Annotated in this window: 14 protein-coding genes; 8 read left to right on the top strand and 6 right to left on the bottom strand. The window is 54.3% G+C overall.

Translation table 11 applies throughout. The features are described from left to right. Positions 1 to 7: 7 nt before the first annotated feature. From LCS67_RS21445 to LCS67_RS21415, 7 genes are all read left to right on the top strand, one after another. A complete protein-coding gene (locus LCS67_RS21445; protein WP_000758706.1) occupies positions 8 to 997 on the top strand; it encodes a sulfate ABC transporter substrate-binding protein in 990 nt (329 codons plus the stop codon). 100 nt (positions 998 to 1,097) lie between these two features. After that, positions 1,098 to 1,853, top strand: coding sequence for a CDP-diacylglycerol diphosphatase (locus tag LCS67_RS21440; protein ID WP_000750757.1), 756 nt, complete (start codon positions 1,098 to 1,100; stop codon positions 1,851 to 1,853). 262 nt (positions 1,854 to 2,115) lie between these two features. After that, positions 2,116 to 3,450, top strand: a complete 1,335-nt coding sequence (locus tag LCS67_RS21435; protein WP_000777308.1) for an MFS transporter — start codon at positions 2,116 to 2,118, stop codon at positions 3,448 to 3,450. Positions 3,451 to 3,460: 10 nt separating this feature from the next. Continuing rightward, the gene (locus LCS67_RS21430) at positions 3,461 to 4,420 is read left to right on the top strand and encodes an aminoimidazole riboside kinase (RefSeq protein WP_000646492.1); all 960 of its coding nucleotides are present in this window, start codon (positions 3,461 to 3,463) and stop codon (positions 4,418 to 4,420) included. A gap of 9 nt (positions 4,421 to 4,429) precedes the next feature. Further along, positions 4,430 to 5,470 (top strand): ADP-ribosylglycohydrolase family protein, encoded by a 1,041-nt coding sequence (locus LCS67_RS21425; protein ID WP_000557882.1) that lies wholly within the window; start codon positions 4,430 to 4,432, stop codon positions 5,468 to 5,470. A gap of 62 nt (positions 5,471 to 5,532) precedes the next feature. Then, entirely contained in the window at positions 5,533 to 6,255 is a 723-nt protein-coding gene (locus LCS67_RS21420) for a GntR family transcriptional regulator (protein WP_001535809.1), read from the top strand. Positions 6,256 to 6,352: 97 nt separating this feature from the next. Then, entirely contained in the window at positions 6,353 to 7,657 is a 1,305-nt protein-coding gene (locus LCS67_RS21415) for an SLC13 family permease (protein WP_000061007.1), read from the top strand. Positions 7,658 to 7,766: 109 nt separating this feature from the next. Here LCS67_RS21415 and tpiA read toward each other — a convergent pair whose 3' ends face one another. Both tpiA and LCS67_RS21405 read right to left on the bottom strand, forming a co-directional pair. Further along, positions 7,767 to 8,534, bottom strand: a complete 768-nt coding sequence (gene tpiA, locus LCS67_RS21410; protein ID WP_001216336.1) for a triose-phosphate isomerase — start codon at positions 8,532 to 8,534, stop codon at positions 7,767 to 7,769. 112 nt (positions 8,535 to 8,646) lie between these two features. Then, a complete protein-coding gene (locus LCS67_RS21405; protein WP_000802241.1) occupies positions 8,647 to 9,243 on the bottom strand; it encodes a YiiQ family protein in 597 nt (198 codons plus the stop codon). A 100-nt stretch (positions 9,244 to 9,343) separates the two neighbouring features. Here LCS67_RS21405 and LCS67_RS21400 point away from each other — a divergent pair, with 100 nt between their 5' ends. After that, positions 9,344 to 9,772, top strand: coding sequence for a DUF805 domain-containing protein (locus tag LCS67_RS21400; RefSeq protein WP_000155237.1), 429 nt, complete (start codon positions 9,344 to 9,346; stop codon positions 9,770 to 9,772). A gap of 106 nt (positions 9,773 to 9,878) precedes the next feature. Here LCS67_RS21400 and fpr read toward each other — a convergent pair whose 3' ends face one another. The 4 genes from fpr to LCS67_RS21380 form a co-directional block, all read right to left on the bottom strand. Continuing rightward, the gene (fpr, locus tag LCS67_RS21395; RefSeq protein WP_000796303.1) at positions 9,879 to 10,625 is read right to left on the bottom strand and encodes a ferredoxin--NADP(+) reductase; all 747 of its coding nucleotides are present in this window, start codon (positions 10,623 to 10,625) and stop codon (positions 9,879 to 9,881) included. Positions 10,626 to 10,721: 96 nt separating this feature from the next. Beyond that, positions 10,722 to 11,732, bottom strand: a complete 1,011-nt coding sequence (gene glpX / locus LCS67_RS21390) for a class II fructose-bisphosphatase (protein ID WP_001250617.1) — start codon at positions 11,730 to 11,732, stop codon at positions 10,722 to 10,724. Positions 11,733 to 11,843: 111 nt separating this feature from the next. After that, positions 11,844 to 13,352: a glycerol kinase GlpK gene (gene glpK, locus LCS67_RS21385; RefSeq protein WP_001523753.1), complete on the bottom strand. Its 1,509-nt coding sequence runs from the start codon at positions 13,350 to 13,352 to the stop codon at positions 11,844 to 11,846. Between the two features lie 20 nt (positions 13,353 to 13,372). Beyond that, positions 13,373 to 14,218 carry an MIP/aquaporin family protein gene (locus tag LCS67_RS21380; protein WP_000084285.1) on the bottom strand — a complete coding sequence of 282 codons (846 nt, stop codon included), beginning with the start codon at positions 14,216 to 14,218 and terminating at the stop codon, positions 13,373 to 13,375. Positions 14,219 to 14,227 lie beyond the last annotated feature (9 nt).

Genomic DNA, 14,227 nt, shown 5'->3' with positions numbered 1-14,227 from the left:
TCGGGCGATGAAAAAGTGGGGCGTGGGGTTCACATTATTGCTGGCGTCAACCAGCATTCTGGCAAAGGATATTCAGTTACTTAACGTATCGTACGATCCAACGCGTGAGCTGTACGAGCAGTACAACAAAGCGTTTAGCGCGCACTGGAAGCAGGAAACCGGCGACAACGTCGTGATCCGCCAATCGCACGGCGGTTCGGGTAAACAGGCGACTTCCGTTATTAACGGCATTGAAGCCGATGTCGTGACGCTGGCGCTGGCTTACGATGTGGACGCTATTGCGGAACGTGGTCGTATCGATAAAGACTGGATCAAGCGTTTGCCGGATAACTCAGCACCTTACACCTCCACCATCGTTTTCCTGGTCCGTAAAGGCAATCCAAAACAAATTCATGACTGGAACGATCTGATTAAACCCGGTGTGTCGGTGATTACGCCAAACCCGAAAAGCTCCGGCGGCGCACGCTGGAACTATCTGGCAGCATGGGGCTACGCCCTGCACCACAACAATAACGATCAGGCCAAAGCGCAGGACTTTGTCAAAGCCCTGTTTAAAAACGTTGAAGTGCTGGACTCCGGTGCGCGTGGCTCAACCAATACTTTCGTTGAACGCGGTATCGGTGATGTGCTGATCGCCTGGGAAAACGAAGCGCTACTGGCGACGAATGAACTGGGTAAAGATAAATTCGAGATAGTGACCCCGAGTGAATCTATTCTCGCAGAGCCGACCGTTTCCGTGGTCGACAAAGTGGTGGAAAAGAAAGACACCAAAGCGGTAGCGGAAGCGTATCTCAAGTATCTCTACTCGCCGGAAGGGCAGGAGATAGCAGCGAAAAACTTCTACCGTCCGCGCGATGCTGACGTGGTGAAAAAATACGACGATGCGTTTCCGAAGCTGAAGCTTTTCACCATTGACGAGGTGTTTGGCGGCTGGGCGAAGGCGCAAAAAGATCACTTCGCTAATGGTGGTACGTTCGACCAAATCAGCAAACGCTAAACCGTTTATAAACCCGGTAACGTATTATGTTACCGGGTTTTTTCTTTGCCACAATTTTGCGTTACTCTTCCCCGTCTATGGGTCACAGGGAACGCATAACATGAAAAAAACAGGTTACTTTTTACTGGCGGTGATAGTGATTGTTGCCGCGGCGGGCGTCGGTTACTGGAAATTTTCCGGCAATCCTGATGCATTACGGGAAATCGTGCTTGAACAATGCCTGCCCGATCAGTTACAGCATCAAAATCCAGCGCCTTGCGCGGAAGTCAAACCTCGCGCCGGCTATGTCGTCTTTAAAGATCGTCACGGTCCGTTGCAATATTTATTGATGCCCACCTACCGTATCAACGGTACAGAAAGCCCGCTATTGCTGGAACCCGCTACGCCCAACTTTTTCTGGCTGGCCTGGCAGGCTCGCGGCTATATGAGTAAAAAATACGGGCATGATATTCCGGATAGCGCAGTCTCGCTGGCGATTAATTCGCGGCTTGGTCGTTCACAGGACCATTTGCATATCCATATTTCTTGCATCCGTCCTGACGTTCGGGAACAACTGGATAACGATCTCACGCGCATCAGCACTCGCTGGCTTCCGCTACCGGGCGACCTGATGGGGCATGAATACCTGGCGCGCCGGGTAACCGAGAGCGAACTGGCGCAGCGTAGTCCGTTTATGATGCTGGCGGAAGAGGTGCCGGAAGCGCGCGATCATATGGGACGCTATGGGCTGGCGGTGGTACGCCAAAGCGATGGCTCTTTTGTCCTGCTGGCGACCGAGCGTAATTTACTGACCTTCAACCGCGCATCGGCGGAAGAGATTCAGGACCATAGTTGCGCCATTTTGTCTTCCCGCTGATTTTCGTTCCACCCCCTGCTCATTATCTTATTGATTCTTATCCCGGTTTAAAACTGGGGTAAGATCGTGTCTATAAAAATATGTGAAACCGATCAAAAGATATAAAGGTATACCTTTATATCTTTTTGTGGTTAGTTACACTCTCTTCATAGCCTCCATAGATTGTCTGGTGGATGGCTTATATAAAAACGTTTTTATTTCATGTAGTGACATCATTAATTGTTCACCAGATTTGCGCTGTTAAGCGTAAAGGAATATCAACATGAAACTTTCTATCGTGGAAAAAATCGGCTTCGGCGCGGGAGATATGGCGATAAACGTTGTGATTATCGCCATGCAGCTGCTCCTCGCCTATTTCTATACCGATATCTACGGCCTGAGCGCTGCAGATGTTGGCGTACTGTTTGTGGTTGTGCGGATGATTGATGCCATTATCGATCCGGCCATGGGGGTCCTGACCGATAAACTGAATACGCGCTGGGGACGTTATCGCCCGTGGCTGCTGTGGTTTGCCATTCCTTTTGGCTTCGCCGTTTATTTGATGTTTATCACACCTGATATGGCTTATATGGCCAAGCTGGCGTGGGCCTATGGCACCTATATTCTTATGACTCTGGTCTATACCGCGATCACCATTCCCTATATTTCGATGATTGGCGTGATTACCAGCGACCCCGTCGAACGGTTAAGCGCCAACGGTTATCGTTTTGTGATGACTAAGATTGCCGCTTTCCTGGTGACTATCGTCGTACCGATGCTTGCCGTCTGGCTGGGGCAGGGCAACAAGGCGCTGGGTTACCAGTTTTCGATGGGGCTGATGGGGGCGATGGGCGCCTTGCTGTTTATCTTCTGTTTTCTTACCACGCGTGAACGCAGCGAGCCGGAAATTACCTCGCTATCGGTGGGGAAACAGTTTAAATATCTGTTACGTAACGATCAGTGGATTATTCTCGGCGTTGTTATTCTGCTGCTGATGTGCGGTTATGTTATTCGCGGTTCCGTTGCCGCTTATTACGCTAAGTATTATCTGAACGGCGGAGATAGCCTGATTTCACCCTTCCTGACTACCGGCGTCATCGCTTCAATTTTAGCGATGATCGCCACCACCTGGATAACCAAGTTCTGGGACAAAATTAAGATGTTCCGCTACACCCAGATTATTACCTTTATCCTGAGCGCGCTGATGTATTTCTCCGTCGGGCGTGAAAATCTTATCCTGGCGTTTGCGTTTTATTTTCTTATTAATTTCTTCTGCGATATGCAAATGCCGGTGTTCTGGTCCTCTATCGCCGAAGCGGTGGATTACGGCGAAAAGAAAACCGGTCTGCGCGTTTCCGGGTTGGCGTTTGGCGGCATCCTCTTCTTCCAGAAGTTTGGGATGGGGATCGCGGGCGGGATACTTGGATTCCTGCTGAGCCACTTTGGCTATCAGGCCGATGTTGAACAGAGCGCACGTTCGCTCACCGGTATTGCGCTGATGATGACGCTCATTCCGGCTCTGTTCCACCTTGCGGTTGGACTGCTGATGAAAAAGTATCTGATTAACAACGAATATTATCGTGATATTCAGCTCGCCCTGGCGCAGAAACAGGCATAAGGAGGCGCAAATGAAGGCCATGAATAAGGTTTGGGTTATCGGCGATGCCTCCGTTGACCTGGTACCGGAAAAGCAGAACAGCTATCTGAAATGTCCCGGCGGAGCGTCGGCGAACGTGGGGGTATGCGTTGCCAGGCTGGGCGGAGAGTGCGGTTTTATTGGCTGTCTTGGCGACGATGACGCCGGTCGCTTCCTGCGCCAGGTTTTCCAGGATAACGGCGTGGATGTCTCTTCGCTGCGGCTGGATGCTGACCTGACCAGCGCGGTGCTGATCGTCAACCTGACGGCTGATGGGGAGCGCAGCTTTACCTATCTGGTGCATCCGGGGGCTGATACCTACGTTTCGCCGCAGGACCTGCCGCCGTTCAGGCAGTACGAATGGTTTTACTTCAGTTCAATTGGCCTCACCGACAGTCCCGCTCGCGAAGCATGTCTGGAAGGGGCGAGACGCATGCGAGAAGCCGGTGGCTACGTGTTATTCGACGTCAACTTACGCAGCAAGATGTGGCGCAATACCGATGAAATCCCTGAACTGATCGCCCGGTCCGCCGCACTGGCTTCTATCTGCAAAGTCTCGGCAGATGAGCTGTGCCAGCTCAGCGGGGCCAGCCACTGGCAGGATGCGCGTTATTACCTGCGCGATCTTGGCTGTGACACCACGATCATTTCGCTGGGGGCTGATGGCGCGCTGTTGATTACCGCCGAGGGGGAGTTCCATTTTCCCGCACTACGCGTCGATGTCGTCGATACCACCGGGGCAGGCGATGCCTTTGTCGGCGGCCTGCTGTTCACCCTTTCCCGCGCAAATTGCTGGGATCATGCCCTGCTGGCGGAAGCCATCAGCAATGCCAATGCCTGCGGCGCTATGGCGGTGACGGCAAAAGGCGCAATGACCGCTCTGCCGTTTCCTGAGCAGCTCAACACTTTTCTGTCCAGCCATTCGCTGGCACAAGCCATGACCGTGAAATAAGGAGTCATCATGCACGTTGATCAAAACAAAATACTGGGATGCCTGGTGGGTGCCGCCGCCGCGGACGCGATGGGAGCCGCGACGGAAGTACGCACCCAGCAGCAAATAAAAGACTATTTTGGCGGCTGGGTGACGACCTTTCAAAAACCGCCTGCGGACACGTTTGGCCGCTGCAACGAAGCGGGGATGTGCACGGATGATTTTATTCAGGCGAAGTACATTATGGACGCGCTGCTGCGCCATCAACGCCAGGTCAGCGACGAGGCGATGCGCGAGGCTTTTCAGCAGTGGCTGGATTACCCGTACTACGCCAACTTTACCGGCCCGACGACGCGTGCGGCAATGAAGGCAATATTCAATGATAACCGTGCCTCTTTACAGGGTGAGCTGGAAGGCGAGAAACAGTCGGTACAGATTATTAATAAGGGTAACGCGGAGGCAACGAACGGCGCCGCCATGAAGATTTGGCCAGCGGCGGTGCTGCATCCGGGTGATATTGACGCGGCGATTGACTGCGCGCTGCAGATTTGCCGCTTTACCCATAATAACGTGCTGGCGATGTCCGGCGCAGCGGCGATGGCGGCGGCAACCAGCGAGGCGTTAAGAGCGCAGACCAACGCAGACAGCATTATTGCCGCCGGTATTTACGGTGCGCAAAGAGGCTATCTGCTGGCGCAGGAGCAAGGTGCGATGATGGTGGCAGGTCCTTCCGTTGCCCGACGCATTGAGCTGGCCGTAGATATCGGTAAACGTCATCGCCATTGGGAAACGGCGGTGGTGGAACTTGCTGATATTATTGGCTCCGGGCTGCACGTGAGTGAAGCGGTGCCGGCGGCCTTTGGCCTGTTCGCGTGTTGTCCGAATTCTGCCGTAGATGCTATTATCTCCGGCGTTAATATCGGCAATGATACTGATACTGTCGCCACCATGGTCGGGGCGATTTCCGGCGCATTCCATGGCGTGGAGGCTTTTCCCGCCGATTATTTAACGACTTTGGATCGTATGAATCATTTCGATTTGGCAGAACTGGCCAGGCAAATCGCAGGGTAGCGAATTCACCCTGCCGGGGACGGTAAAACGTCCCCTGCTGGCGAAGACGTGAGGTGCGCAGCTTGCAGGTTGATAAAACGAGCTTTACTCCGCTTTATAAGCAACTATTTTTTATCATCTGTCAGCAGATCCAAAATGGATCCCTGCCTTTAGGTAGTCAACTGCCGACGCAAAAAGAGATCGCCAGAGCCTACAACGTCTCGCTGATTGTGGTTAAACAGGCCTGGAGCGAATTAATCAATGCGGGCATTATTTCGTCGCAGCGCGGGAGTGGTTCGGTGGTGTGCTCGGTGCCGGAAGGCGTGAGCTACGGGCACACGTTTCGCGGTATTACCCGCGATCTCCAGGACGCCAGCGTGGCGATTGAGAACCGTATTCTGGAAATCGCGCCGCGCCGCGCGCGCGACGCTCAGGCAGACGGCTTGAGCCTGCCCGCACAGCATCACTATCTCTATATTTCGCGTATTCGTTGCCTGAATAACCGTCCGTTTAACCATGAAAAGATCTATCTCGATCTTAGCTTCTTTCCCGATCTGCAACTCACACCGCAGGCGCTGGAGCATACGTCGCTTTATTCGTTATTAAACGTCACAAGCGACTCGGCGATAGAAAAAGTTGAGGCGATTTTACCTTCCGCTGACCTGTGCGAAAAATTGCAAATCGCCGCCAATAAACCGCTGTTATCCGTCGCCAGACAGACGTTTCAGGCCGGGAAGGACAGCCCTTTTGAGTATTGCCGCTATTACGTGCTGTCTGAATACTTTGGTGAAATTCATTATCACTGATCTGTCCGCTTAATCCTGCGATAACCCCACTATATCTGGCGTTTACCTGCCTGACTGTCCGTCGTATTCTTGCTGAAAAAATCGTCAGGAGACAGGTATGTCGCTCTGGTTGTCCCATCCTCTTTTCCTCCCTTCCATCATCGTTGGCGTTACTATCCTTCTGTGGGCGACTTCGCTACTGCCGGAGTTTATGACCGCACTGCTATTTTTTGCTGTGGCGATGATCGCCAAAATCGCGCCGCCGGAGGTTATCTTCGGCGGCTTTGCTTCATCGGCCTTCTGGCTGGTGTTCAGCGGCTTTGTGCTGGGGATCGCGATTCGCAAAACCGGGCTGGCGGACAGGGCGGCGCGGGTGCTTTCGTCGCGGCTCACCGACTCATGGCCGCTGATGGTTGGTAGCGTGGTGCTGCTCAGCTATGCCCTGGCCTTTGTTATGCCTTCAAATATGGGGCGCATTGCGCTGCTGATGCCGATTGTGGCGGCCATGGCGAAACGCGCGGGGATTGAGGATGGCACACGCGGTTGGTATGGGCTGGCGCTGGCGGTGGGATTCGGTACTTTCCAGCTGTCGGCCACCATTTTGCCTGCTAACGTCCCGAATCTGGTGATGAGCGGCGCGGCGGAAGGTTCATACGGCATCCATCTGAATTATGTACCTTATTTACTTCTGCATACGCCGGTGCTCGGTTGGCTAAAAGGGGCGGTACTGATTGCGCTGATATGCTGGCTGTTTCCCGGTAAACCGCATCCGCCGCGCGACATGACGCCGCTGCCGCCGATGAGCCATGATGAGAAGCGCCTGGCATGGCTGCTGGCGGTGGTGTTGACGCTCTGGGTGACTGAAAGCTGGCACGGCGTGGGGCCAGCCTGGACGGGGCTGGCGGCGGCGGTGATAACGCTTCTGCCGCGCGTTGGTTTTATCAACGGCGACGAGTTTTCCAGCGGCGTGAATATCCGTACCTGTATTTACGTCGCCGGGATTCTGGGGCTGGCGATCACCGTCACTCACACGGGTATTGGCAGCGTCGTGGGAAATGCGCTGCTGCATATTATGCCGCTGGATAAAGAGAGTCCGTTTACCAGCTTCCTCGCGCTGACCGGAATTACCAGCGCGCTGAACTTTATTATGACCGCTAATGGCGTACCGGCGCTGTATACCACCTTCGCGCAGAGCTTTTCCGACGCTACCGGTTTTCCACTATTGAGCGCGATCATGATTCAAGTACTGGGGTATTCCACGCCGCTGCTGCCGTATCAGGCGTCACCGATTGTGGTGGCGATGGGACTAGGGAAAGTTCCTGCGCGGGCGGGAATGCTGTTATGTATCGCGCTAGCGGTGGTGAGCTATTTGATTCTGCTGCCGCTGGACTACCTGTGGTATCAGGCGTTGGGGAAACTGTAGCCTGTTCCGCTTGGGGATTTTCCCGGAGGCGGTGCTACGCTCCTGTCCGGGCTACCAAGCGATAACCCCGGTTGCGAAGCGCGACCGGGGAAAGACCCGCTAAAGCGAATTACGCTTTTTTAGCAGCTTCTGCTGCTTTCACGATCACCGCGAAGGCGTCAGCTTTCAGAGAAGCGCCGCCTACCAGCGCGCCGTCGATGTCCGGCTGCGCGAACAGTTCGGCTGCGTTGGACGCATTAACAGAACCGCCGTACTGGATAATAACCTGTTCAGCGATTTTCGCGTCAGCTTTGGCAATGTGGTCACGGATGAATTTGTGCACTGCCTGCGCCTGCGCAGGAGTTGCAGATTTGCCGGTACCGATCGCCCATACGGGTTCATAAGCGATAACCGTGCCTTCAAAGGCTGCCGCGCCCTGCGTTTTCAGTACCGCGTCGATCTGGCGTGCGCACACTTCTTCTGTTTTGCCCGCTTCGTTTTCCGCTTCGGTTTCACCGATGCACAGTACCGGCGTCAGACCTTGTTCTTTCAGTACGGCGAATTTTTTGGCGATCAGCTCGTCAGATTCTTTGTGATAAGTACGACGCTCGGAGTGGCCGATAATAATGTACTGCGCGCCGATATCTTTCAGCATTTCAGCCGAAGTTTCACCAGTGAATGCGCCAGACAGGTTCAGATCAACGTTCTGCGCGCCCAGCATGATGTGGCTGCCGGCAGCAGCGCGTTTCGCCAGATCGATATACATTTCCGGCGGAGCGATTGCCACGTCGCAGCCTGCTACGCCCGCCAGTTCTTTACGCAGGTTAGCCACCAGTTCGTTTACCATGTGGCGGCTGCCGTTCAGTTTCCAGTTACCCATCACTAAAGGATGTCGCATTTCATTTCTCCACGCTTAGTCAGCGAATTAAGGAAGATGGCCGCTCGTCAGAGCAGCATGGTCTGTGAAACAGTATAGAGATTCATCCCCGGAAAGGCTTTGCTTTTTGTCATCAATTCGCCCCTTCCAGATTTTCAGATAACGCCAGCTTAATCGGTTCAACCGCGAAGGTCAGCCCCTTTTCGCCGTTATCTGCGACAACATAACGTACCGCGCCTTCTGTCTCGGCGTAATAGTGTTTACCTTTACCGGCGATAAGCATCTTTTGCAGTTTTTTCTGGCTTTGCTCTTTTGTCAGCAACGGGGCGACAGTACGAATAATGGCGGCCATATATTCCAGCGCTTTCGCTTTCGCCGCTTTCTGTTCCGGCCCCTGAATGGGCAGCCAGGTAATCTGCATACTTTTCACTTTGAGCGTACCGCGCTCCAGCGCCGTGGAGGCATACAGATTTTCGTTAATCTTACTGGCGGCGCGGGTCAGATTCGCCTTATCGCGGCTATTCTCAATGGCGCGAAATTCATTGAGCGGCAGATCGGGATTCTGACGGTTAAAGTTCTCACGAAACTGGCTAATAGAAAGATCAAAGGTTGGCGAGCCCGCCAGCAAATAGGGCGCTGTCGTGGTCGATGAAGAGAGCTGCGCGTGCGCCGTTATGCTGGCGGTGAGAGCAGAAAACAACAGTAAAAACAGAGTACATCCTGGCTTCATCAATCTTACCTTTCGTTAGGACTGCTCACGATTAAAACGATAACTGTCGGGCTTGTCAAAAGGGTAAACTGTAGCGGAAGGCAAAATATAAGGAACTTACATGACCATACAGCAATGGTTATTCTCATTTAAAGGGCGTATCGGACGCCGTGATTTCTGGATTTGGATCGGCCTCTGGTTTGCCGGGATGCTGGCGCTATTTTCGCTGGCGGGGAAAAACCTGCTTGATATCCAAACGGCGGCATTTTGCCTGGTGTGCCTGCTGTGGCCGACCGCCGCCGTCATGGTCAAACGTCTGCATGACCGGGGACGCTCCGGCGCGTGGGCGTTGCTAATGATTCTGGCGTGGATGCTGCTGGCCGGAAACTGGGTGATGCTGCCGGGGATGTGGCAGTGGGTCGTCGGGCGATTTATTCCGACGCTGATCCTGGTGATGATGCTTATCGATCTGGGCGCGTTTGTCGGTGTTCAGGGGGAAAATAAGTTTGGGAAAGCGACACAGGACGTGAAGTTTAAAGCAGAACCGTAAACGGGCGGTAAACCGTAATTTGCCCGGTGGCGCTGACGCTTACCGGGCCTACAGATTGGTGATGATTTGCAGGCCGGATAAGCCCTAGCCGCCATTCGGTAAAACATCACCAGTAATGTTCAGCCGTCATATGCCCCGGTCGGCGGCGCAGATGTTTAGTCATCTGTCGGGTCTCTTTCAGCAGTTGCTGCGTATCGCGCACCATCTGCGGGTTCCCGCACAGCATAACGTGGCTGGTCTCTTTATCCATCGGCAATCCAACGGCTTTTTCCAGCTCGCCGTTTTCAATGAGCGCTGGCACGCGTCCGGTAAGCGAGCCTGGCACGCTCTCCCGGCTGACCACCGTTTGGATGCGCAGCTTGCCTTCATAACGCTGTTGCAGTTCCAGCATTAGCGGCAGATAGCTTAAATCGGCGGCGAAGCGTGCGGCGTGGACTAAGACCAGATTTTTAAAGCGCGCGACATCCTGGCCATATTGCAGAATAGACAAATACGGGCCAATAGCGGTTCCGGTCGCCAGCATCCATAGCGTCTCGCAGTCAGGCACTTCATCCAGTACAAAGAAACCCGACGCGTCGCTGACCACTTGCACCTCATCGCCAGGTTTTAGCGCCGCCAGCCGCGGGCTGAGCTTTCCTTGCGGCACCGTCACCAGATAAAACTCTAAATTCGGATTGTCAGGCGCATTGACATAGGAATACGCGCGCTGAACGCGCTCGCCATCGATCTCCAGTCCGAGTTTGGTAAATTGGCCTGCAGTAAAAGGATTAATGGGGGCGTGAACGGTCAGGCTGAACAGTGCGTCAGTCCAGTTTTGCACCTTAGTGACTTTACCTGTTACCCAATCGGCCATGGTTTTCTCCTGTTCTGAATCGCTAACCTTATCTTCGTTCGTCAGGAGAAAGATTTCCAGCCCCGCGAGGCTGGAAGGCTCTAACTAACAAATGCGCTAGAGGATATGCGCCTGCACATCCGGATCTTTACGATCAAGATAGTGGATCGACTGAATGCGGCGGATGGTGCGTGATTTGCCGCGGATCAGCAGTGTTTCCGTCGTGGCAATATGGCCTTTTCGGCTAATTCCTTCCAGCAGATCGCCTTTCGTGATGCCGGTCGCGGAGAAAATAACGTTATCGCTACGCGCCATATCGCCCAGGCATAACGCCTTGCCCGCTTCAATGCCCATTGCTTTGCAGCGCGCCAGTTCCTGTTCGCCAATGCGGCGGTTTTCTTCGCTGTCGCCTTTCACGTCATGGCGCGCCAGCAGACGCCCCTGCATATCGCCGTCCAGCGCGCGGATCACCGCTGCGGATACCACGCCTTCTGGTGCGCCGCCAATCCCGTACAGCACGTCGACTTCGCTATCCGGCATACAGGTCAGAATTGAGGCCGCGACGTCGCCGTCAGGAATGGCAAACACGCGTACGCCCAGTTTAGCCATCTCTGCGATAACCTCGTCATGACGCGGTTTTGCCAGAATGGTCACGGTCAGATCGCCAAGCGGTTTACCCAGCGCATCCGCGATGTTGTGCAAATTATCCGCCAGCGGCAGATTGAGATCGATCGCCCCTTTGGCGCCCGGACCGACAATCAGTTTTTCCATATACATATCGGGCGCATTCAGGAAACAGCCTTTATCGCCGACCGCCAGCACCGCCAGCGCGTTCGCCTGACCCATCGCCGTCATGCGCGTGCCCTCAATCGGATCGACGGCGATATCTACCGCATCGCCGTGGCCGGTACCGACTTTTTCGCCGATATAGAGCATCGGGGCTTCGTCGATTTCGCCTTCGCCAATCACGATGGTGCCGTCAATGTTGACCTGGTTGAGCATGATACGCATGGCGTTGACCGCCGCGCCGTCCGCGGTATTTTTATCGCCGCGTCCCAGCCATTTGTAGCCAGCCAGCGCCGCCGCTTCGGTCACACGGGAAAATTCGATGGCAAGTTCTCGTCTCATAACAAACTCGTAGCAAAAAGGAGTGGCGCGCAGTGTAGCACAGGGGAAGGAGGGAATAATTGATGTGTGTGCGGAGTTGCCCCCGCACAAAGATTTTGCCGGATGGCGACCTTACTTGTCGTGTTCTTCCCACGCCATTGCGCGTTTAACCGCTTTCTTCCAGCCGCTGTAACGGTAGTTACGCTCGGTGGTTTCAATGCCGGGGCGGAATTCTCGCTCAATGACGGCTTTTTCCTGCAGCTCGTCCAGGTTCTGCCAGTAACCGACGGCCAGACCAGCCAGATAGGCGGCGCCCAGCGCGGTCACTTCGCGCACTTCCGGGCGTTCCACCCGCGTGCCGAGAATATCTGACTGGAACTGCATCAGGAAGTTGTTGGCCACTGCGCCGCCGTCCACACGCAAAGCATGCAGGCGGATACCGGAGTCGGCCTGCATCGCTTCCAGTACGTCGCGGGTCTGGTAAGCGATAGATTCGAGCGTCGCGCGGATAATGTGATTAGAGTTCACGCCGCGGGTCAGGCCAAAAATGGCGCCGCGGGCATACGGGTCCCAGTACGGCGCGCCCAGACCGGTGAAGGCCGGAACCACGTAGACGCCGTTGGTATCTTTCACTTTCGTGGCGAAATATTCGGAGTCGAACGCGTCGCTGATGAGCTTCATTTCATCACGCAGCCATTGAATGGACGCTCCCGCCATAAACACCGCGCCTTCCAGCGCATAGTTGACTTCGCCGCTTGGGCCGCAGGCGATGGTGGTCAGCAGGCCGTTTTCCGATTTTACCGCTTTCTCGCCGGTGTTCATCAGCATAAAGCAGCCGGTGCCGTAGGTGTTCTTTGCCATTCCTTCCTTTACGCACAGTTGGCCGAATAGCGCGGCCTGCTGATCCCCGGCAATCCCGGCGATAGGAATACGTGTACCGCCTTTACCGCCAATATTGGTCTGGCCGTAGACTTCGGAGGACTTACGTACCTGGGGCAGCATCGCGCGTGGGATATCCAGCACGTCCAGCATCTTATCGTCCCAGTCCAAATCATGGATGTTGAACAGCATGGTTCGTGAGGCGTTGGTGTAATCCGTAACGTGGACGCGGCCCTGCGTCATCTTCCAGATAAGCCAGGTATCCACCGTACCGAACAGCAGCTCGCCACGCTTCGCGCGTTCGCGCGAACCTTCCACATGGTCAAGGATCCATTTCACTTTAGTGCCAGAGAAGTACGGGTCGACGACCAGACCGGTATTGTCGCGGATGTAATCTTCCATGCCGTCGCGTTTAAGCTGTTCGCAAATATCGGCGGTACGACGGCACTGCCAGACAATAGCGTTGTATATCGGTTTGCCGGTTTCACGTTCCCAGACGATCGCGGTTTCACGTTGGTTGGTGATACCGATAGCGGCAATCTGATCGGAACTGATATCGGCCTTGGCCAGCACTTCTACCAGCGTTGAGCTTTGGGACGCCCAAATTTCCATCGGGTCGTGTTCTACCCAGCCTGGCTTAGGATAAATTTGCTCAAATTCGCGCTGTGATACGCTGACGATATTCGCGTCATGATCCATAACGACCGCGCGGGAGCTGGTGGTGCCCTGGTCGAGCGCAACGATATATTTTTTTTCAGTCATAATTTTGTCCCGTAATCAGATTACAGCGAAGCATTTTGTTGTGTGGTCGCGGTGGAGTCCTTCTCTTCCACGACGCAGGTATCGCACGGCAAATGACGGCCAATAAATTTGCGATAAGCAAACGCGCCCAGAATGGCGCCGACGATGGGGCCAAACAGCGGCACCAGGAAGTAAGGAATGTCTCTACCGCCGGTAAACGCAATTTCACCCCAGCCGGCAAGCCCGGCGAACATTTTGGGGCCAAAGTCACGCGCCGGATTCATCGCAAACCCGGTCAACGGCCCCATAGAGGCACCGATAACGGCGATCAGTAAACCAATGAGCAGTGGCGCAAGCGGACCGCGAGGTACGCCGTTGCCGTCGTCGGTCAGCGCCAGAATCAGCCCCATCAGAATAGCGGTAATCACCATTTCAACCGCGAAGGCCTGCACAAAATTGATATGAGGATTCGGGTAAGTTGAGAAAATGCCTGCGAGATCGAGACTTTCAACGCTGCCACGGACGATATGGTGGGTTTGTTCGAAGTCCACAAAAAGATTGTAATAAAGCCCGTAAACTAACGCCGCTGCGCAAAAGGCGCCGGCAACTTGAGAAATAATAAAAGGAACAACTTTACGTTTGTCGAAACAGGCAAATAGCCAGAGTGCGATGGTCACTGCCGGGTTCAGGTGTGCGCCAGAAACACCTGCCGTCAGGTAGATAGCCATCGCCACCCCCAGACCCCAGATGACGCTGATTTCCCACTGTCCAAAAGTAGCTCCGGCAACTTTAAGCGCAGCGACACAACCCACACCGAAAAAAATCAACAACCCGGTACCGAGGAATTCAGCAATGCACTGGCCTTTTAAGGTTGATGTTTGACTCATAATCGGATC

It is taken from the genome of Salmonella sp. A7 (assembly GCF_020181675.1).
GTDB lineage: Bacteria > Pseudomonadota > Gammaproteobacteria > Enterobacterales > Enterobacteriaceae > Salmonella > Salmonella enterica.
Note: the sequence above shows the minus strand (reverse complement) of the source record. Positions and strands in the feature narration are given on the sequence as shown.

Coding starts and splice junctions, on each gene's coding strand:
- LCS67_RS21445 (WP_000758706.1), top strand. CDS start 8: ATGAAAAAGTGGGGCGTGGGGTTCACATTATTGCTGGCGTCAACCAGC.
- LCS67_RS21440 (WP_000750757.1), top strand. CDS start 1,098: ATGAAAAAAACAGGTTACTTTTTACTGGCGGTGATAGTGATTGTTGCC.
- LCS67_RS21435 (WP_000777308.1), top strand. CDS start 2,116: ATGAAACTTTCTATCGTGGAAAAAATCGGCTTCGGCGCGGGAGATATG.
- LCS67_RS21430 (WP_000646492.1), top strand. CDS start 3,461: ATGAAGGCCATGAATAAGGTTTGGGTTATCGGCGATGCCTCCGTTGAC.
- LCS67_RS21425 (WP_000557882.1), top strand. CDS start 4,430: ATGCACGTTGATCAAAACAAAATACTGGGATGCCTGGTGGGTGCCGCC.
- LCS67_RS21415 (WP_000061007.1), top strand. CDS start 6,353: ATGTCGCTCTGGTTGTCCCATCCTCTTTTCCTCCCTTCCATCATCGTT.
- tpiA (WP_001216336.1), bottom strand. CDS start 8,534: ATGCGACATCCTTTAGTGATGGGTAACTGGAAACTGAACGGCAGCCGC.
- LCS67_RS21405 (WP_000802241.1), bottom strand. CDS start 9,243: ATGAAGCCAGGATGTACTCTGTTTTTACTGTTGTTTTCTGCTCTCACC.
- LCS67_RS21400 (WP_000155237.1), top strand. CDS start 9,344: ATGACCATACAGCAATGGTTATTCTCATTTAAAGGGCGTATCGGACGC.
- fpr (WP_000796303.1), bottom strand. CDS start 10,625: ATGGCCGATTGGGTAACAGGTAAAGTCACTAAGGTGCAAAACTGGACT.
- glpX (WP_001250617.1), bottom strand. CDS start 11,732: ATGAGACGAGAACTTGCCATCGAATTTTCCCGTGTGACCGAAGCGGCG.
- glpK (WP_001523753.1), bottom strand. CDS start 13,352: ATGACTGAAAAAAAATATATCGTTGCGCTCGACCAGGGCACCACCAGC.
- LCS67_RS21380 (WP_000084285.1), bottom strand. CDS start 14,218: ATGAGTCAAACATCAACCTTAAAAGGCCAGTGCATTGCTGAATTCCTC.